18 protein-coding genes are annotated in these 19,021 nt (G+C 70.0%); 11 read left to right on the top strand and 7 right to left on the bottom strand.

Translation table 11 applies throughout. The features are described from left to right. Positions 1-111: 111 nt before the first annotated feature. Both L3Q65_RS07325 and L3Q65_RS07320 read right to left on the bottom strand, forming a co-directional pair. Positions 112-1,287 carry an iron-containing alcohol dehydrogenase family protein gene (locus tag L3Q65_RS07325; RefSeq protein ID WP_237599152.1) on the bottom strand — a complete coding sequence of 392 codons (1,176 nt, stop codon included), beginning with the start codon at positions 1,285-1,287 and terminating at the stop codon, positions 112-114. Further along, entirely contained in the window at positions 1,284-2,384 is a 1,101-nt protein-coding gene (locus tag L3Q65_RS07320; protein ID WP_237599151.1) for a mandelate racemase/muconate lactonizing enzyme family protein, read from the bottom strand. The genes L3Q65_RS07325 and L3Q65_RS07320 overlap by 4 nt, the downstream gene beginning before the upstream one ends. A gap of 58 nt (positions 2,385-2,442) precedes the next feature. Here L3Q65_RS07320 and L3Q65_RS07315 point away from each other — a divergent pair, with 58 nt between their 5' ends. Continuing rightward, positions 2,443-3,243: an IclR family transcriptional regulator gene (locus L3Q65_RS07315; protein WP_237599150.1), complete on the top strand. Its 801-nt coding sequence runs from the start codon at positions 2,443-2,445 to the stop codon at positions 3,241-3,243. A gap of 49 nt (positions 3,244-3,292) precedes the next feature. Next, positions 3,293-3,730, top strand: coding sequence for a hypothetical protein (locus L3Q65_RS07310; protein ID WP_220507299.1), 438 nt, complete (start codon positions 3,293-3,295; stop codon positions 3,728-3,730). A gap of 448 nt (positions 3,731-4,178) precedes the next feature. Here L3Q65_RS07310 and L3Q65_RS07305 read toward each other — a convergent pair whose 3' ends face one another. Then, entirely contained in the window at positions 4,179-4,820 is a 642-nt protein-coding gene (locus tag L3Q65_RS07305) for a TetR/AcrR family transcriptional regulator (RefSeq protein WP_182891734.1), read from the bottom strand. 90 nt (positions 4,821-4,910) lie between these two features. Between L3Q65_RS07305 and L3Q65_RS07300 the strand changes: the two genes are divergently transcribed. From L3Q65_RS07300 to L3Q65_RS07285, 4 genes are all read left to right on the top strand, one after another. Then, the gene (locus L3Q65_RS07300) at positions 4,911-6,284 is read left to right on the top strand and encodes an NAD(P)/FAD-dependent oxidoreductase (RefSeq protein WP_237599149.1); all 1,374 of its coding nucleotides are present in this window, start codon (positions 4,911-4,913) and stop codon (positions 6,282-6,284) included. After that, a complete protein-coding gene (locus L3Q65_RS07295) occupies positions 6,281-7,162 on the top strand; it encodes an alpha/beta hydrolase (RefSeq protein ID WP_237599148.1) in 882 nt (293 codons plus the stop codon). The genes L3Q65_RS07300 and L3Q65_RS07295 overlap by 4 nt, the downstream gene beginning before the upstream one ends. 392 nt (positions 7,163-7,554) lie before the next feature. Further along, entirely contained in the window at positions 7,555-8,205 is a 651-nt protein-coding gene (locus L3Q65_RS07290) for a hypothetical protein (RefSeq protein WP_237599147.1), read from the top strand. Positions 8,206-8,406: 201 nt separating this feature from the next. Beyond that, complete coding sequence (locus tag L3Q65_RS07285) at positions 8,407-9,066, top strand: HAD family hydrolase (RefSeq protein ID WP_237599146.1); 660 nt, start codon at positions 8,407-8,409, stop codon at positions 9,064-9,066. Positions 9,067-9,148: 82 nt separating this feature from the next. Here the strand turns inward: L3Q65_RS07285 and L3Q65_RS07280 are convergent, their stop codons facing one another. The 4 genes from L3Q65_RS07280 to L3Q65_RS07265 all read right to left on the bottom strand — a co-directional run bounded on the left by L3Q65_RS07280 (position 9,149) and on the right by L3Q65_RS07265 (position 14,184). Beyond that, the gene (locus tag L3Q65_RS07280) at positions 9,149-11,446 is read right to left on the bottom strand and encodes an FtsX-like permease family protein (RefSeq protein ID WP_237599145.1); all 2,298 of its coding nucleotides are present in this window, start codon (positions 11,444-11,446) and stop codon (positions 9,149-9,151) included. Next, positions 11,443-12,132, bottom strand: a complete 690-nt coding sequence (locus L3Q65_RS07275; protein ID WP_182891740.1) for an ABC transporter ATP-binding protein — start codon at positions 12,130-12,132, stop codon at positions 11,443-11,445. Before L3Q65_RS07275 ends, L3Q65_RS07280 begins: the two co-directional genes overlap by 4 nt. Beyond that, positions 12,132-12,653, bottom strand: coding sequence for a PadR family transcriptional regulator (locus tag L3Q65_RS07270; RefSeq protein ID WP_037813352.1), 522 nt, complete (start codon positions 12,651-12,653; stop codon positions 12,132-12,134). Before L3Q65_RS07270 ends, L3Q65_RS07275 begins: the two co-directional genes overlap by 1 nt. Before the next feature lie 658 nt (positions 12,654-13,311). After that, a complete protein-coding gene (locus L3Q65_RS07265; protein ID WP_182891741.1) occupies positions 13,312-14,184 on the bottom strand; it encodes a MurR/RpiR family transcriptional regulator in 873 nt (290 codons plus the stop codon). Between the two features lie 94 nt (positions 14,185-14,278). On the opposite strand from L3Q65_RS07265, the gene L3Q65_RS07260 reads away from it, so the two are divergent. From L3Q65_RS07260 to L3Q65_RS07240, 5 genes are read left to right on the top strand one after another with little or no spacing between them, the layout of a single operon-like run. Further along, positions 14,279-15,025, top strand: a complete 747-nt coding sequence (locus L3Q65_RS07260) for an amino acid ABC transporter ATP-binding protein (protein WP_281390390.1) — start codon at positions 14,279-14,281, stop codon at positions 15,023-15,025. Between the two features lie 14 nt (positions 15,026-15,039). Next, positions 15,040-15,960, top strand: a complete 921-nt coding sequence (locus L3Q65_RS07255) for a transporter substrate-binding domain-containing protein (protein WP_237599144.1) — start codon at positions 15,040-15,042, stop codon at positions 15,958-15,960. 13 nt (positions 15,961-15,973) lie between these two features. Beyond that, entirely contained in the window at positions 15,974-16,612 is a 639-nt protein-coding gene (locus L3Q65_RS07250) for an amino acid ABC transporter permease (RefSeq protein WP_182891743.1), read from the top strand. Next, complete coding sequence (locus L3Q65_RS07245) at positions 16,609-17,421, top strand: amino acid ABC transporter permease (RefSeq protein ID WP_237599143.1); 813 nt, start codon at positions 16,609-16,611, stop codon at positions 17,419-17,421. The genes L3Q65_RS07250 and L3Q65_RS07245 overlap by 4 nt, the downstream gene beginning before the upstream one ends. Further along, positions 17,418-18,887: a serine hydrolase gene (locus L3Q65_RS07240; protein ID WP_237599142.1), complete on the top strand. Its 1,470-nt coding sequence runs from the start codon at positions 17,418-17,420 to the stop codon at positions 18,885-18,887. Before L3Q65_RS07245 ends, L3Q65_RS07240 begins: the two co-directional genes overlap by 4 nt. The last annotated feature ends 134 nt before the right edge of the window (positions 18,888-19,021 follow it).

Raw genomic sequence — 19,021 nt, 5'->3', positions numbered from 1 at the left:
ATTGTTACCTTGTGCACCATTCGGTGCAGGGCCGCAATCCTGCTCGGATTGCCGTTGCCGCACAACGGTATTCGCGAGTTATGTCCGGCATCGCCGGTTTCCCGCGCCGGACTACCAGGTCGCGCGGAGTATCCTGGTCACGTCGGCCGCCGCGACCTCCCGCGGGGTGTTCGCCAGCACCCCGTCCGCCAGCGTGTCGGCGACCAGGTCCGGCAGATCTCCCTCGCCGATGCCGAATTCGCGCAGCCGTCCGGCCAGTTCGACCTCCGCGACCAGGCGTTGCACCGCCGCGATCGCCGCGTCGGCGTTGTGCGCAACCGATTTCCGGGCATCCGCGACGCCCAGCGGTTCCGCCAGCCGCGCCAAGCGCTCTTCCCGCACCGCGCGGTTGAACCGCAGGCATTCGGTGAGCACCAAAGCCAACGCCTGGCCGTGCGGCAGGTCGAACCGGCCGCCGAGCGAGTGCCCGATGCCGTGCACCACGCCGAGTCCGGTCGTCCGCATGGCCTGGCCGGCGGTGTGCGCGGCGAGCATCAGATTCGCCCGCGCCGCCAGGTCTTCGCCGGCGGAGACCGCGCGACGCAGGTTCTCCGCCACCAGCCGGACAGCTTGCAGGTCCAGACCATCCGCCCAGGCATTGGGCCGGGCGGAGAGAAAGGACTCCACGGCGTGGGTCAGGCAGTCGATTCCGGCGGCCGCGGTCGCGCGCGGCGGCAGGCTCAGGGTGAGCGCCGGGTCCAGAAGTGCGTACCGGGCAAGGCAAGCCGGACCGCCGAGGTAACACTTGCGCTGCTGCCGGGGGTCGGTGATGACGCCGAGGTCGTTGCACTCCGAACCGGTGCCGGACGTGGTCGGGATCGCGACGATCGGCAACGCCGGCGCCAGGTCCGCCGAAGCTTCGGTGCTCCAGGTCAGTTCGGCGGCCGGACGGTTGTTGACGGCGGCCAGCGCGATCGCCTTCGCCGCGTCCAAAGCGGACCCGCCGCCCAGCGAGATCACCGCTCGCGCCTCGGCGGCGCGCACGAACGCACCGCCCGCGTCGACGTCGTCGGTGGTCGGATTCGGGTGCACGTCGGAGAAAACCTCGACTGCCGCCCCGTCTTGCCGCAGCAACTGGACCGCCTGCTCCGGCAACGGAGTCGCGACGAGCCCGCGATCACTGACCAGCACGATCTTCCGCGCGCCGATCGTCCGGACCACCCGGGGCAGCTGCCCGACGGCGCCGGCGGCGAACGTGGCGGCCGGGTACGGGCCGATCTCGACCGCCGGGAGCTGAGTCTCTGTCATGGCTTCCTCCCGAGCCGTTCCTCGTCGACCTCGACGCCCAGCCCCGGCGCGGACGGCACGTGCAGCAGGCCGTCCGCGTCGATGTCCAGCGGAGCGGAAAGCAGGAAATCGCGCCGCTGCGGCGTCCACACCGGCGGGTCGTAAGGGAATTCGAGGTACGGTCCCCCGCCGACGCCCGCGGTCACGTGCAGGTTCGCGAGCAACCCGAGGCCGTTGGACCAGGTGTGCGGCGTGAAGAGCCGGTTGCGGGCCAGCACCAGCTCGGCGAGCGTGCGGGCGCGCAGCATTCCGGCGGCGAGCGCGACGTCCGGCTGGTAAACGTCGAGGACGTCGGACTCGGCCAAGTCCAGCAGCTCGCTGAAGGTCCGGACCATTTCTCCCCCGGCGACGCGCACCCCGGCGTCCCGCACCGCGCGCAGGCCGGGCCGGTCGTCCAGCGGCAGCGGTTCCTCGAGCCAGAACACGTCCAGTTCGCGCAGCGCCGCCGCGAATCGCCGGACCGCCGCCGAGTCGAGCGAAGGCCGCACGTCGCCGGGCATCCGCCAGGCCTGGTTCAGGTCGGCCATCAGCGTCATCTCCGGCCCGACCTCCTCCCGGACCGCCCGCATGGTGGCGATCCCGCCCGCGAAATCCTCCGCGGCGAGCCGGATCTTCGCTGCCTGGAAACCCTGTTCTCGGACCCCCGCCAGCACCTCGGCCCGCTGTTCAGCAGGCAGGATCCGGCCGGTCGACGCGTACGCCGGGATCGCGTCCGCCGCGCCGCCGAACAGTGTCGCGACCGGGACGCCGAGCACCTTCCCGATGACGTCCCACAGCGCGATCTCCAGCGGCCAGTAGCGCCCGGCGTGGAACGCGATGGTCTCCAGCGCGCGGACATGCCGGCTGATCGCCATCGGATCCTGGCCGAGGAACAGCTCCGCGTACGGCTCGAAGCCCGCCATCGTGTCGCCGGAGCCATAGCCGACCACGCCCTCGTCGGTCACCACCTTGACCACCGTCGCGTCGAACCGCGTGCGCGGAACCGGATCCCACGCGGCGTCGAACGGCGGGTCGAGCGGCAGAGTCCCGGGCAGCAGCTGGATGTCGGCGATCTTCACTCCCCGGACGGTAACCGCGGATTGACGCTCGCCCAATCGTTGTTGCACAGTCCTCAACATGGCGAACCAGCGCACCTACGGTTCGGGCCTGGTCCGCGACGTCGGCCTGCTCGAAGTCCTCGCCCTGCCGGAAGCGCGCGACGGGCTCGGCGTGTCCCGCGTCGCCGAACTGTCCGGACGGGACAAGGCACAGGTCTCGCGCGCCCTCGCGACGCTCGCCGACGCCGGCCTGGTGTCGCGCGACGAGCACACCCGCGCGTACCGGCCGGGCTGGCGGCTGTTCGCCTTGGCCACGCACGCCACCGAAACGCATCTCGCGCACCTCGCCGCGCCCTTTCTGCGCACGATCGTGGCGCGGCTGAACGAAACGACGCATTTGTGCGTCCTGCGCGCCGGGCAGGTGTTCACCCTCCGGAGCGAACTCGCGTCCCACGCTTTCCGCGGACTCGGATGGGAGGGCGTCGGCGTCGACCCGTTCACGACCTCACCCGGACGGGTGTTATTGAGCGAATGGGACGAGGACACCGTCGGCCACTGGTGGCGGACCTTCTCCGGCGCCGCCGCGCACCCGCTCCCCGACCTCCCCGGCGCCGCCGCGGAACCGCCGTCTATCCCACTCGACCAGCTGACCGGAAAGCTCGCGGGGATCCGGAAACGCGGCTACGAAACCGTGGACGAGGAGTTCGAGCCAGGATTGGTCGGCGTGTCCGCACCGGTGTACGGATTCCGGGGCGACATCGTCGCCGCGGTCAACGTTTCCGCCCCGAAATCGCGCCTCGGCGAGCGGCTTCCCGCCGCGGGCCGGTTCACCCGCACCGTCGCCGACCGGATCTCGGCCGCACTCGGCGCACCGGGATGACGTTCATTTATGCTTCGCCCAAGCTTCTCTTTCCCGGCAGGTGGTCGCCATGTACGAAATCCCGCCCACGGCGGCCATGCAACGCTGGTCGGTCTCGGTCGACGGCTCCCACGCGATCTTCGCCTGCGCGCCGTGGCTCGAGGACCACACCGCGGACCGGGTGCTGCCGCGCCTGTGGCCGGGCCGCGGACTGGGCGTCAGCGACGCCGACGCCGCCGGGTTCGCCGCCGCGATCGCCGAGACGATGAAAGCCCCGAACTACTGGACCGCCAGCCACGCCGCGGCGCGCGCCTGGCAGGACCAGCCGTGGTCCCCCGCCCGCCGCGACCACGACGACGGATTCGTGTACTTCGCCGGACCGTGCGGGGAGCCCGGCGTCGCGGCGGGCTACCGCCCGGCTTACCACTTGCCGCTGGCGCTGCGGGACCTGCGCGGGCTGCGGATCCGGGTGGCGGCTTATCTTCGCGGGGTTCGGGTTTTGAGCTGAGCTCGCAGCCAAGGCGGGCGACGATTCCGGCTCGCGGCCTGCCTGCTCGGGGGGCGGGTTCCGAGCGGACCTCGCCATCGAAGCCGCGGCACGGGCAGCGAATCCGACGGGCGGCCTGCGCGGGCACGGCTTCCCGAGCTGAGCTCGCTGTCGAAGCGGCGGCCGATGCGGGCAGCGCATCCAACCCGCCGCTTACCTGCGCAGAGCGCGACTCCCGCGCAGATTTCGCAGCCGAAACCGCAACCGGCGCTCAAGCCATGCACAATCCCCGCCCAGCCCGCAGCCGTCCGCGCACTCCGCGCCGAGCCGCCTCCTCAAGCGGGCGGCCCGAACTCCTGCCGTCCGATCAACCCCGCATCGCCTGGGTGGCCCGCCTCCGCTCGTGTCCGAAGCGGACGGCCGCCGCAGGAACTGCGTGTCCGTTTCTCGTATCGTCAGCCCGCGCCGGTCAGCGCAGATACGGCCCCAGCATCGCCCCGGTCAGCCTGCGCGCGGTCGCCGCCGCGTGCTCGGAATCGCCTTCGACCAGGCCGAGCAGCGGGTCCAGTCCCTCGACATGCGGGGCCAGCGCCAGATGCGGCAAGACCAGCAGCAGCAACGACAACACGATCTCGACATCGGTGTCCGCGCGCAGTTGTCCCGCCGCCACCGCCCGTTCGACCAGCGGCCGCAGCACCGCCAGGTAGTGGCTGTTGACCGCCTCGCGCACCGGCGTGCGGGCGACCGGATCGGGCTCGAGGTTGGCCGCCGCGGTCATCGCGCGCTCGAGCGGATGGTCGTAGAAGTACCGCACCCACGCGTCGAGCAGCCGGTCGAGCGCGCCCGCGAAGTCCTTGTCCCACGGGAGCTTCGCGATCTCGGCCTCCATGGCCGCGCGGATCCGCACGCTCGCCAGTTCGGCGAGGTGAACGTACATGTCGGCTTTGTCGGTGAAGTACTGGAACAGGCTGCCCTTCGACACCCCGGCCTCGCGGCAGATCGTGTTGAGGCTGCCGCCGCTGAACCCGCGCGCCGCGAACTCCGCCTCGGCCGCCGCCAGCACCGCCGCCCGCCGCTTCTCCGGCAGCCGCTCCCACGTTCCCGTCGGCACCGCCGACCTCCTCTTCTTGACTCTCCCCGTGCTCCGATCGTACTCTATGACCACTGGTCATATGACCACCGGTCACAAGGAGGAGAGCGCATGTCCGCGAACAGCTTCCGGGTCTGCGTCGTCGGCGCGGGCTCGTCCGGGATCGCCGCCGTCAAGGTGCTCGCCGAACGCGGCGCCGACGTGGACTGCTACGAACTGTCCGACCGGGTCGGCGGGAACTGGGTGTGGGGCAACCGCAACGGGGTCTCCGCCGCCTACCGGTCCCTGCACATCAACACCTCGCGGCAGCGGATGGAGTTCAGCGACTTCCCGATGCCGCGGCATCTGCCCGACTTCGCCCGGCACGACCAGATCGCCGACTACTTCGCGGCCTACCTGGAGCATTTCGGCTTCGGCGACCGCATCCGGTTCGGCACCGGGGTCACGCACGTCGAGCCGAAGCCGGACGGCAGTTTCGCCGTGACACTGTCCACAGGAGACACCGAGCGGTACGACGCGGTGCTCGTCGCGAACGGCCACCACTGGGATCCGCGAATGCCGGAGCCGATGTTCCCCGGCGCCGAAGGATTCCGCGGCGAGATCATGCATTCGCATTCCTACACCGAGGAAGCGCAACTGGCCGGACGGCGCGTCGTGGTGGTCGGCATGGGCAATTCCGCGATGGACATCGCCGTCGACGCCTCGTACCACGCCGCGGAAACGCACCTCTCCGCGCGGCGCGGGGTGCACGTGATCCCGAAATACGTATGGGGCAGGCCGTATGACCAGATCGCCGGGAAGGAATGGCTGCCCTCGGCACTGCGCTGGCCGGTCGCGCGCCGGTTGATGGCCGCCGCGACCGGGCCGATGACGCGCTACGGCCTGCCCGAACCGGACCACAAGTTCGCGCAAGCGCACCCGACGATGTCGAGCCGCATCCTCGACCGGCTCGCACACGGGGCGATCACGCCAGCGCCGAACATCGAGCGCTTCGACGGCGACGACGTCGTCTTCACCGACGGCCGCCGCGCCGCCGCCGACCTGGTCGTGTTCTGCACCGGGTACAAGATCAGCTTTCCTTTCTTCGACCCGGATTTCCTCGATCCCTCCGGCGACAACGAAATCCGCCTGTACCGGCGGGTTTTCCACCCTCGCGTGCCCGGACTGTATTTCGTCGGGCTGGTGCAACCGCTCGGCGCGATCATGCCGATCGCGGAACGGCAGGCACTGCTGATCGCCGATCATCTGCAAGGCCGCTACCACCTGCCCGGCGCGGCCGAGATGGAACGCGAAATCGACACGCACCGACGCCGGATCGCGCGGCGTTACGTCGCCTCCAAGCGCCACACCATCCAGGTTGACTACGACGACTACATGCGCGACCTTCGACTCGAACGCCGTCGCGGGACCCGTCGTCCGGCTGGCCGCACTCCCGCCGACCGCCCCGTCGCCAGTGCCGCCGCCCGAGAGGAGATCCGCGCATGAACGTGACTTTCCCCGTCGACGGCGACCAGTGCGCAGCGACGCTTTACTTGCCAGCCAACGAAAACCCGCCGATCATCGTGATGGCACACGGACTCGGCGCAGTCCGCGAGATGGGCCTCGCCGCCTACGCCGAGCGCTTCACCGCCGCCGGATATGCCTGCCTGGTGTTCGACTACCGGCATTTCGGCGACAGCGACGGCACTCCGCGCCACCTGCTGTCGCCACGGAAACAACTCGCCGACTGGACCGCCGCGATCGCCTGCGCCCGCACGCTCCCCCAGGTCGACGGCGACCGAGTCATCGCCTGGGGCACCTCCTTCGGCGGCGGCCATGTACTCAGCACCGCCGCGACCCGCCCAGCCGGACTCGTCGCCGCGATCGCGCAGTGCCCGTTCACCGACGGCATCGCGTCCGCGCTGGCCATGCACCCCGCCAGCTCAGCCAAGGCGACCGCCGCCGCGGCCCGGGACGTGGTCGGACACTGGCTCGGACGGCCGCCGCACCTGATCGCCACCGCCGGCCCGGAGCGAGGCACCGCGCTGATGACCGCACCGGACGCCGAACCGGGCTATCTCGCGCTGGTGCCGCCAGGCAGCGATTTCCGCAACGAGGTCGCCGCCCGAGTGGTCTTCGACATCCTGCGCTACCGGCCGGGCAGCGGAGTCGGCCGGATCGAGGTGCCCACGTTGTTCGCGGTGTGCGAGAAGGATTCCGTCGCCCCGTCCGGGCCGACGCTGCGGTACGCCGCCCGCGCGCCGCGTGGCGAGGTGCGGACTTACCCGGATGGACATTTCGCGATTTACCAAGGGGATCCGTTCGAACGGGTGGTCGCGGACCAGATCGATTTCCTCCGTCGGCACGTCCCGGTGGCGGCATAAAAGACGGATTCGCACGCCGGGGTGCCGCTGGGCGGGACCGGATTCGGGTCCGACAGCACCGACCGTCGCTATCGCGGTGATCCCGGCAGTGCAATCCCGCACGGCCACTAGACCATGCGCGTTAGCGTGCGTTCGGGTGAACTCTTGCCAGAGGCCTAGTTGTCCGTTTTCACCCTTTCAGAGGTGTGGGCGAGTTACTTGCTCATGATCTTATGTTTGCGCAGAGGTGATCATCGAATGTTCTCGCGCCTCTGCCACGGGGGAGGGTGAAGCACGGCGGACAAGGGGGGACTATTTCACCGGCAGCAAGTCCGGCGAACAGTCCTTGCCTCAAATTTGGTTCCCTGCACGGTTTGATCGCGTTTTTATCGCAGGGGACAGTCGAGGACAGCTTGATCGCCGACGAATCAGCTCATGCCGCACCTGAAACCGTGACCGGTATTTCCGTTATTACTGACGCGTCATCACAAGAAAGGGGAATTCAAGTGAAACGAGTATTCGCCTCGCTTGCGATCGGGCTTATCGCACTTTTTTCGTTCCTGGTCCTGCCTTCCACGGCCTCGGCCGACAGCAGGCTCAGCGCCTCCGAGACGAGCGCCGGACAGTCGATCAGTTCGCGACCGGGTTGCGATCTTGCCTCTCCTCCGCCGCCGCGGTTCATCCGGGTAAAGAACGGAACCTATTACGACAACGCCCAGAGAACCGCCTGCCAGCAGTGTGACGACAACGCCTTGACTTGGGCCCGCCAGGGCTTCAAGACCTATTGCTGGGAGATCGCCGCCACCGCCGCGGAACTGTGGATCGGGCCGGTCATGGCTTCCGCGAAGAACGGCGCGGTCGAGCAGGCCAGCACGAAGATCGCGGCCAAGAAGGACCCGTGGATCATTTTCGACCACTACCCGACCCAGGAGGCATGCGAAGCGGACCGCGCGGCGGGCGTCAACAAACAGCTGTGGACGTGGGAGAGCGCCATCTGCGCCACCAACGACGTCGAATGGGTGTTGTTGATCGACAATCCGAGGGCCCCGGCGAAAGCAGTCTGACCGGGCAGTCCCCGCTCGACTGTGCGGGATCGTCAGGCATGGGTGGCTCGTTCACCCATGCCTGACGATTGCGCGAACGAACACCGCACCGGCTGCGAGAAAGACAAGTGGGGTCACGGCGACACTCGCGGTATTATCGGCTTTGCCGGAGTGACCGTCGGCAGTCGGCGCGTTTCGGCCTCGATTCCGCAGGGGGTTATCGTGGACACCGCGAAATTGCTTGCCGAGTGTGACCACGTACTTGTCGCGTTCGACGGGCCGGTCGCCGGGTTGTCCGCGATGGACTCGCTTGCCGCCCGGTTGCGGATACTGGTCGGCGAAGGACCGTTGCCGCGGAAGGTGAAGCGCACTGACGATCCGTTCGTCGTGCTGGCTTACGCCGCGACCATCGGCCCGTCGACCGAGCGGGCGGTGTACGCCCAGCTGTGCAGGCTCGAAGCCGAGACAGCGGGCGTCGCGCGACCTGCCCCCGGAGTCCTCGACGCCTTTGCTCACCTCGCTGCGGCAGGTACCCACATCACCGTGGTCAGCAGCCTGGCCGCCGAGACGGTCCGAGCGTTCCTGGTGATGCACGGCCTCAGCGAGCAGGTCCGTCGGATCGCCGGACGCGGCGGCCCCGATCGGGCGCATCTCCCGCCCGCCCCGGACCAGATCGCGGCAGCGATGCACGCGGACGCGGTGCCAGCGGAGTCCTGCATGTTCGTCGGCACTGCGCCGGCTGATCTCGACGCTGCCCGCGCAGCCGGTGTCAGCACTTTCCGCTACGCCCGCCCCAGCCCGCCTGCCGCCGAACCGCTTGCGGCGCAGCCGCCTGTTTCCTGGTTCGAGGCGCTGACGGAGATCAGCACGGCCCGAGGATGACGCTGGAAAGCGCGCACTTCTGAAGCACAGCGAAGGGCTCCTTGAGGAATCCCCCAAGGAGCCCTTCACCCCCGCCCCCGGCCTACTCCGAGCGCAGCGTGTCCAGCCTGGTCACCTGACGCAGCAGCGGCAACGTCAACGCCGTCACCAGCAGCACCGCCGCAACAGCAGCGCCGGCCAGTCCGGCCAGGACCCCGCCGTCGACCATCATCGGCATCTTCGCCAGCCGCAGGATCGGCGCGGTCAGCCCGAGCCCCGCTCCGACTGCCAGCACCACCCCGACGACCACCGGGACCGCGGTTTGCCACAGGGATCCCCTGGCCAGCACGCCGATCGGGACGCCCGCCGCGGACAGGGCCGCGAGGGGGCGGCGGCGTTCGCTGATCTGCTCGATCGACAGCATCAGCAGGCTCATCGCCGCCACTGCCAGCACGAACAGCGACGCGGTCAGCAGCACCGCGCGGAAGCTCGCCAGCATCCGCTCGTCGCGGCCGGCGTAGTCGGACATGAAGTCCGTCTTGCCGACCTCGGCCTTCCACGCCAGCGGGCGCACCGCGGTCGCGACCCGGTCGATCAGCGCGTCGACGCTGCCGGGACCGGCCACGAACAGTTCCGTGCGCACCACCGGCGGCTTGAGGTCGCCGAACGCGCCCGGCGTGACCAGCAGGCTGCTGGCCGCCGCCTTGGCGGTGTTGCCCGAGGGCACGACCCGGACATTGCCCGGGACTGTCCACACCGGACCCTCGACCTTGTTGCCGTCGCGGTAGCCGGTCAGCCGGTAGTCGCCCTTCGGCGCGGCCTGGGCCGACGAGCCCGCCACGTAGAAGATGTCCCCGTCCGCGCAGTCGCCGATGTTGGCTTCGGTCTTGAGTGCCACGCAGTCCCCGACGCTGCCGTAGATCTCCCGGTCCCCGGAGCTGAGCTGCAGGGATTTGGAGCTGTGCACGCCGGTCACCCCGGGCACCCCGGACAGCCGCTGGCGGACTTCCGCCTCGTGCGCGCTCGTCGTGTCCACCCGCACCGGAGCGGCCGCGACCCCGGCCGGCGTCTCGTACCGCTGGGAGTTGCGGCTGGTCATCGACGTGAGCACGCCCTGGATCAGGATCGTCCCGGCGAGCACGACGACCAGGCCGGACACCACCCGGCTGGCGGTGCCGCTGTCAAGCTGCAGCCTGCGCACCGCGAGCTGCCACGACGGCGGACCGCCGCGCAGCCGTTCCACGATCCGTTCCACCAGCCACGGCAGCAACGCCGCGACGCCGACGAGCAGGAACACGCTGCCCACCGCGAGCGCCAGCGCCGCGGCCTGGTCCCCCGACCCCGGCGATAAAACGAGCGTCCCGAGCAGGAACACCACGCCGATGGCGGTGATCGTCCAGCGCCACCACATCCGCCGCCGCACCGGTTTGCCCTGCCGGACCACGCCGAGCGGTTCGACGATCGTCCGGCGCAGCCCGAACAGCGCCGAGCCGACCGCGAGGCCGGGCACGAGCAGCGCGATCACCAGCAGCGCCACCCACGACGGCGTGAAGTCGTCCGGGAACACGCGGAGGCCGAACGGCAGCCAGTCCCCGATAAACGGCCGCAGCGCGTAGAACAGCGCGCCGCCCGCCACGAGCCCGATCACCGCGCCCACCAGCGATTCCGCCGCCGCGACCCGTTTGATCTGCCGGGCGTCCACCCCGATCAGCCGCAGCGCGGCGAGCCGCCGTTCGCGTTGCGCCGCGCCCATTCGCGACGCGGTGGTCACGAAGATCAGCAACGGCAGCAGCAGCACCGCGGCGATCGGCGCGACGACCATCCACATGATCGCCGACAGCGTGAACCCTTCGGCGGGTTTGCCGTAGGAGTACACGCTGCTCGCGCTCTCCCCTTCGGCCTTGATCTCCGCGGCGGTCGACCCGTAGTACGCCGTCAGGTCGGCCGCGTCGCTGACGCCCTGCTCCGCGATCTGGCCGACCACGTTGCCGGGCAGCCGCGCCTTGAGCGAGGCGCCCTCGGCCGAGTTCAGCTTCTCCGCCAGCGCGGGCGAAACGATCACCTCGCCCGGAGCGGGCAGCCGGGAAAGCCCCGGCGGCACCGGCGAGTTCTCCCCGGTCGCCGCGACCGCGGTCAGCTGGAGGAAGTCCTCGCCGACCGACGGGTACCAGCGGTAGGTCGCCAGCGGCGCGATCCCCTCGCGCGGCGAGGTGTCCTGCTTGATCGCCGCCGCCCGGTCCGCCCGGGCGTCCACGAGGTGGCTCACCGAGGCAGCGGGCAGGAGCACGGCGACCGCGAGCGCGATCCCGAACGCGGTCATCGCGAGCCGCAGGAGCGCCGAGCCGGACATCCGGCCGCCCCCGACGGCCAGCCGGAGTCCCAGCAGCAGATCCCGCATCATGCGACCAGCTCCCGGTCGACCGTGCGCCCGTCCCTGACCACGATCTCGCGGTCGGAGTACGCCGCGACCCGCGGTTCGTGGGTCACCAGCACCACCGCGGCGTGCGTTTCCCGCGCCGCCTGGGTGAGCATCTGCATGACCTTCTCGCCGTTGAGCGAATCGAGCGCGCCGGTCGGCTCGTCGGCGAAGACGACCTTCGGCCCGGTCACCAGCGCCCGCGCCACCGCGACCCGCTGCGCCTGCCCGCCGGACACGTCGCCGGGACGGCGTTTCGCCAGGTTGTCGACCTCGAGCCGGGCGAGCCATTCCTTCGCCTTGGCCTCGGCCGGCCCCCGCTTCGCCCCGGTCAGCCGCAGCGGAAGCGCCACGTTTTCCAGGCAGGTCAGCTCGGGAACGAGCTGGCCGAACTGGAACACGAAGCCGAATTCGGTGCGCCGCAACGCGCTCCGGCCCTTGTCGTCCATCGCGACGAGGTCCTGGCCGCCGTAGCGGATGGTCCCCGAATCCGGCCGGACGATCCCGGCGAGACAGTGCAGCAGCGTCGATTTCCCCGAACCGGACGCGCCCATGATCGCGAGCACTTCCCCCGCCGAGACGGCCAGCGCCGCCCCGTCGAGCGCCCGCGTCTGGCCGAACGATTTGTGCAGCGCGTTGCCCGCGAGCAACGCAGTTCCCGGCCTGGTCATCAGCGCACCGCCTTCTCGAGTTCGCCGAGCCGGGCCGCGGTGAGCTCGAGCCACCGCAGATCCGCCTCGAGGTGGAAGAGCGCGTGGTCGCAGATCAGCTGATCGGCGAGGTCGCCCTCGTACTTCCGTTTCGTGAGCGAGCGCATCACCTTGAGGTGCTCGCTGCGCTGGACGTCGAGCACATCGGTGGCGTCGCGGCCGGACAGCAGCGCCAGGACCACCTTCGTGTACAGCGTGTTCTGCAGGTACGGCTCCGGGCTTTCCGGAGTGCTCAGCCACTGCTCGACGTCGGTGATCCCGGCGTCGGTGATCGTGTAGCGCTTCCGCTCCGGCCCGTCGCCGCTCTCGACCCCCGCGACCTCGACCATGCCGTTGCGCAGCAGGCGCGACAGCGTCGAGTAGACCTGGCCGTACGCGAGCGGGCGGTCTTGCCCGAACTGCTCGTCGTACGCCCGTTTCAGGTCGTACCCGTGTCTCGGACCCGACTCGAGCAACCCGAGCAAGGTATGTGAAACCGACATTCCCCTGTTCCTCCCTTGACCCCGGAATCCCGGGGGTGAAGATCACTATACAACACAGGTATACGCGCCGTGTATACCACCGCAGAATAGTGCGTTTTGGCTGGTCAGGGGTGTCGTGAGCGGGGATCGCGGAAAGAGTCGCGATCCCCGCTCACGGGACCCGCACCGGGGCACATCCGGTGGGTCAGGGCTCGCTGCCGCGGGCGGCACGGCATGGCGAGGCGGCATGGCGAGGCGGGCGGCGGCACGGCATGCGAGGCGGGCGGCGGGTGAACCTTGCTGCGGCTGGCGAGGGGGGGTCGTGAGTGGTTATGCCGGTTCTAACCGGCATAACCACTCACGAGGCGTGCACCGGCGCACGGGCCGGGACAGCGCGGATGCCATGGCGCGGCGGACGGCAGGGACGGAGAGCAGTCGCGGAAGGCAGGTGCGGGCGGTAGGCGGGAGATGTTCCGAGGGCGGGTCGGCAGGCGGGGATGCCGCGAGGGCAGGCCAGCAGACGGGAGATGTTCCGAGGGGCAGGCCAGCAGACGGGACACGTTCCGAGAGCAGGCCAGCAGGCGGGGATGCCGCGAGGGCAGGTCGGCCGGGCCTCGTGAGCGGCGATGCCGGTTCCCGCCGGCTGGCGAGCCTCAGGACATCGCCGCTCACGAGGGCGCTACTTCCGCTCGCCGAGGTCCGCCCGGAGCCGGGTCAGCAGGTCCGCGGACGCCTTCGCGCGGTCCGGCTCCCGGCCCGCGATGGTGTGCGCGAGGATGTCGGTGACGATCGAGGCGGTCAGGGTTTCGCCGGTGAACTTCGTCGGGGAATCCGGAGCCGGCAGCACGACGCGGACCCGCGATTCGAGGTCCGCGGACAGCTGGCTCGTCACGAGCACTACCGCCGCGCCGACCTCCTCCGCGTAGCGCAGGATCAGCTCGACGTCGCGGTTCTGCCGGGCCGGGACGTACACCAGCACCGCGTCGTCGGCGCTCAACGGGAGCAACGCGTCCGCGAGCCGGAACCCGGTGTCGTCGCAGTGCCGGGTGACCAGGCCGCGGCGCGCGAGGCGGAACGCGGCGTACTCGGCGCAGACCGACGAGAGCCCGAGCCCCCAGGTGAACACCATCCGCGCGTCGAGCAGCAGTCGCGCCGCCTCCTCGACCGCTTCCGGCGCGAGCTGGCGCTGCATTTCCTGAAGCCGCTCGGCACTGTCGGCCATCACCCGGTCGATCTGGCGCGAACCGGTCGAGCCGAGGTTCTCCATCGCCGCGCTCAGCCGGACGGTCGGCTCGGTGCGTGCGGTGAACGTCTGGCCGAGGTGGCGCTTCAGCTCCGGCAGCCCCGAATACCCGAGCGCCTTCGCGGTGCGGACCACGGTCGCGTCGCTGGTCCCGGCCGCCGCGCCGAGGTCGCCCGCGGACGAGAACAGCACCTCGTTCGGATTGGCCAGCATGAACCGGGCGACCTGGCGTTCCGCGGGCTTGAGGTCGTCGAGCCGGGCGCGGACGTGGTCGTCGAAATGGTCGCCGCCGAGATAAGTAGTGGACATGACACCCTTGACTGGACGTAGTGGCTACTACAAGATGCCGGAGGGTTCTCCGTTGGTAGTGAACCCTACCCCGCCGGCTCGACGAGGAGCGCTCATGAGCACAGATCAGCCCTTGGTACGGCTGCGCGGCGTCGGCAAGTCGTTCGGCTCGGCCCGGGTGCTGACCGGGATCGACCTCGACGTCCGGCGCGGCGAAGTCGTCGTGGTCATCGGCCCGTCCGGGTCCGGGAAATCGACGCTGTGCCGCTGCGTCAACCGGCTGGAGACCGCGGACGAGGGCTCGATCGAGATCGAGGGCCGCCCGCTGCCCGCCGAGGGCGCGGACCTCGCCCGGCTGCGCGCCGACGTCGGCATGGTCTTCCAGTCCTTCAACCTCTTCGCGCACAAAACCGTGCGGGACAACGTGATGCTCGGCCCGGTCCGCGTGCGCGGGCTCAGCCGCGCCGACGCGCGGAAACGCGCCGACGAACTGCTGGAGCGGGTGGGCGTCGGCGCGCACGGCGACAAGTACCCGGCGCAGCTGTCCGGCGGTCAGCAGCAGCGGGTCGCGATCGCCCGCGCGCTGGCGATGGAACCGCGTGTGCTGCTGTTCGACGAACCGACCAGCGCGCTCGACCCCGAAATGATCCACGAGGTGCTCGACGTGATGACCGCGCTCGCCGCCGACGGCATGACCATGATCGTGGTGACCCACGAGATGGGCTTCGCCCGCAAGGCCGCCGACCGCGTCGTGTTCATGGCCGACGGCCGGATCGCCGAATCCGCCGCACCGGACGTCTTCTTCGGCTCGCCGCGGACCGAACGCGCCCGCGATTTCCTCGCCCGCGTGCTCAGCCACTGAGCCTGGAGGCCTTCATGTCCGCTCTCCTCTCCCGCCGGACCGCACTGCTCGCCGCCGGCACGGTTCCGCTGCTCGCCTCTTGCAGCGGCGGGACCACCCGAACCGCGGGCAATCCCGCGTACGCCACGCTCGACCAGTCCGACGCCGTCGCACGCGGTCCGGTCGGCACCGACCTGCCGGAAACGCCTACGCTGCGCCGGATCCGCGGCCAAGGCGTGCTGCGGCAATCCGGTTCGGTGACCACGCCCGGGTTCGGCATGATGAACCCGGCGACCGGCAAGATCACCGGCTTCGACATCGGGATCGCCCAGTTGCTGGCCAAGTATCTGCTCGGCACGCCCGAGGTGGACACCATCACCGGCGGCGCCGACACGCGCGAAGCGATCCTGCAGAACCGATCCGTCGATGTCGCCGTCTGTACTTACACGATCAGCAAAAGCCGGGCGCGGCTCGTTTCCTTCGCCGGGCCGTATTACGTCGCGCGCTCCGGCGTCGTCGTCGGCGCGGACGGTCCGCAGATCACTGCCGTGCGCGATCTCGCCGGGAAAGACGTCGCGGTCCAGCCGGGCGCGGCGCAGGAAGCGCTGCGGAAGGCGTGTCCGCAGGCACGCGCGGTGGTGTTCGAGGAATCGAGCCAGTGCGCCGCCGCGGTCCGGCAAGGCCGGGTTCAAGCCTGGTCGGCGAACACCGCGATCCTGCTCGGCAAAGCGGCGGTCGACGCGCGGCTGCGGATGACGCCCGCGACGTACGGCAGCAGCCCGTTCGGCATCGGGCTGCCGAAGGACGATCCGGCGTTCAAGCAGATCGTCGTCGAGTTCCTGCGGCGCATCGCCGCCGACGGGAGCTGGCGGCGGCTGTGGGAGCAGACCGTCGGCCCGCTCGTGTCCGGTCCCGCCCCCGAGCCGCCCGCGCCCGGCTCCGTCCCCGGCTCCTGAAGGGAGACCACCCGTGCTTTCCGGTCACGCCGGGGAAATCCTCGGCGGTTTCACCACCACTTTGCTGCTCACCGCGTGCGCCTTCCCGCTCGCGCTCGTCCTCGGCTGCGTCGTCGCGATCTGCCGGATCAGCCCGGTGCGGCCGCTGCGCGCCGCCGGTCGGCTGTATGTCGACCTCGTCCGCAACTCGCCGTTGCTGCTGATCGCCGTCCTGCTCATCTTCGGGCTGCCCGACGCGGGCGTGCTGATTCCGTTGTTCTGGTGTCTCGTGCTCGCGTTGGGCATCTACTTCGGCGCGTACGTCTGCGAAACCATCCGTTCCGGCATTCGCGCGGTGGATCGCGGGCAGGTCGAGGCGGCCAGGGCGATCGGGCTGCCGTTCCGCCGGGTCGTGCTCGACGTCCTGCTGCCGCAAGCGTTCCGCGCGATGGTGCAGCCGCTCGGCACGATCCTGATCAACACCGCGCTCGGCTCGGCGCTCGGCGCGGCCGTCGGCGTGGACGAACTGACGCTCGAAACCCGTTCCTTCAACCTCGAGACCGCCGAACCGATCCTGGCCTTCGCCGTCGCGGCCTGCGGTTATCTCGTGATCAACCTGGCGGTCAGCGGGGTCGTGCGGCTCGTCGAGCGAAAGGTCCGGGTGCTCCGGTGAACGACGACATCCTCTTCGACGCCCTCGGCCCGAAAGCCAAGGCCCGGCTGCGCACCGTTTCGATCCTGTGCGGACTCGTCCTGCTCGGGCTGCTGACCCTCGTCCTCGTCCGGCTCGGCGCCTCCGGCCAGCTCGACCCGGCCCGCTGGGCGATCCTGGCCGACGGCGCGATGCTGCGGTTCCTCTTGCGGGGCTTGGCGATGACGCTGCTGGCCGGCCTCGTGTCCACCGTGCTGTCAGTCGTGACCGGCGTGCTGCTCGCGCTCGGCCGGTTGAGCCGCAAGCGGTGGCTGAGCTGGCCGTCCGCCGGGACGATCGAGTTCTTCCGCGCGATGCCGCTGCTGCTGATCCTGTTCTTCTTCATGTTCGGGCTGCCGATCCTCGGCGTCCGGGTGCCGATCTTCTGGCAGCTGGTGCTGGCGATCGTCGCGCACGCCGGGGCGATCTTCGCCGAGATCGTGCGCGCCGGGATCCTCGCTGTCGGCCGCGGCCAGAGCGAGGCCGGGCACGCGATCGGCTTGCGGCACTGGGAGGTCATGACGTTCGTCGTGCTCCCGCAAGCGGCCCGCGCGCTCGCGCCCGCGCTGATCAGCCAGACCGTGCGGGTGATCAAGGAGTCCAGCCTCGGCTACGTCGTCGGCATCGCCGAACTGCTCAGCAACGGCAAGGTGCTCGGCGAGTTCAGCGGCGACTTCATCCAGGCCTACGTCGGGGCCGGGCTGCTCTACATCGTCGTCAACATCGCCCTCTCGCGGGTCGCCGAACGGCTCGCGAACCGCAAGAAAACACTCGTCCAGGAGCCTTCGTGACCTTCCCCTCCGCCGCCCCGTCCGACGCGGGCCTCGACGCCCGACGCGTGCGCGGCTTCCTGCACCGGCTGACCGCCGACGGGATCTCGCTCGACAGCCTGCTCGTCTACCGGTCGGGCAAGCTGGCTTTCGAACACTACTGGTGGCCGTACCGCGCCGACCGTCCACACACGACACATTCGGCGACGAAGTCCTTTGTCGGCACCGCGCTCGGCCTCGCTCTCGACGAGGGCTTGCTGCGGCTGGACGACCGTCTGGTTTCGTTCTTCCCGGAACTCGTGCCGTCCGACGCGTCGGAGCACCTGCGCGCGATCACCGTCGAAGACCTGCTGACCATGCGGACCGGCCACCGCGTCGGCCTGTCCGGCAAGACCTGGCGGCTGCTGAAGACCAGCTGGGTGCGGGAATACCTGCGCACCCCCGTGGACCTTCCGCCGGGCAAGGCGTTCACCTACTCCAGCGCGACGTCGCACATGCTGTCCGCCATCGTCCAGCGGACCTCGGGCCAATCGGTCTTCGATTACCTTCAGCCGCGGCTATTCGAGCCGCTCGGTTTCGCCGGGCACAGCTGGGACACCGACCCCGAAGGCATCTGCTCCGGCGGGAACGGGTTGAGCCTGCGCAGCATCGACTTCCTGAAGTGGGGCGTGCTGCACCTGCACGACGGCCTCTGGCAGGGCGACCGGATCCTGCCCGCCGGATGGGTGCGCGAGGCCACCGCGTGGCACGTCCAGAACGCCGACGCCGGAAGCTGGAACGGTGCCGAGTTCGTCCCCGTTTCCTCCACCGACGCGGACGAGCGCCCCGAGGGTTACGGATACCAGCTGTGGCTCGACGCCGACGGCGGATACCGGGCGTCCGGGATGTTCGGCCAGGACGTCTTCGTACTCCCCCAGCACGACGCGGTAGTCGTCACGACCGGGAGCATCACGCACGGCAAGCACCGGCTGTTGTCCGGTCTGGTGCACGACCTGCTGGTGCCCGCTTTCTCCGGTGCGCCTTCCCCGGCAGCTGATGCTGCGCTGGCCGCCGAACTCACGGTTGCCGCTCCCGCGCTTTCGCCGGCCACCGTTGAGCTGAACGGCCGGCGGTACGAGTGCGAGTCCAATGCGGACGAAATCTCGGCGATCTCGTTCACTGCGGACGACGACGTGCTGGTCGTGACCTTGGAAGACGATCGCGGCCGTCATTCTGTCCGTTGTGGACTGTCCACTTGGGTCGAGTCGGACACGAGTGTGACCACCTGGCAGCTGCACCACTCGTACCAGGCCGAATCGACGCGAGTCCTCGCTGCCGCGCAGTGGCGTTCTCCGGGCGAACTGGTGCTGGATTGGTACTTCGTGGAGTCGCCGTTCCACGACACGGTCACCATCGAGTTCGGCGACGGCCAGTTGCGCTGGCACCGTCGGACGAATGTGAACAGCGGGCCGACCGAGCGTCCGGTGGTCACTGCCAAGCTCGCGTAAGCCGCCGAAGCCGATCGGCCGCGTCCCACACCGGCAGCCCGCCGCCGGTTCGCTCAGGTGCTCCCGGGCGAACTCCGCCACCGGCCAGTTCGTGCGGCAAGCCGAGATGCCGCGCGCACTGATCCCGCCGCGGC

Origin of the sequence: Amycolatopsis sp. FU40, from assembly GCF_021903635.1 — a bacterium.
Lineage (GTDB): Bacteria > Actinomycetota > Actinomycetes > Mycobacteriales > Pseudonocardiaceae > Amycolatopsis > Amycolatopsis dendrobii.
This window is presented reverse-complemented; position numbering and strand designations above follow the sequence as displayed.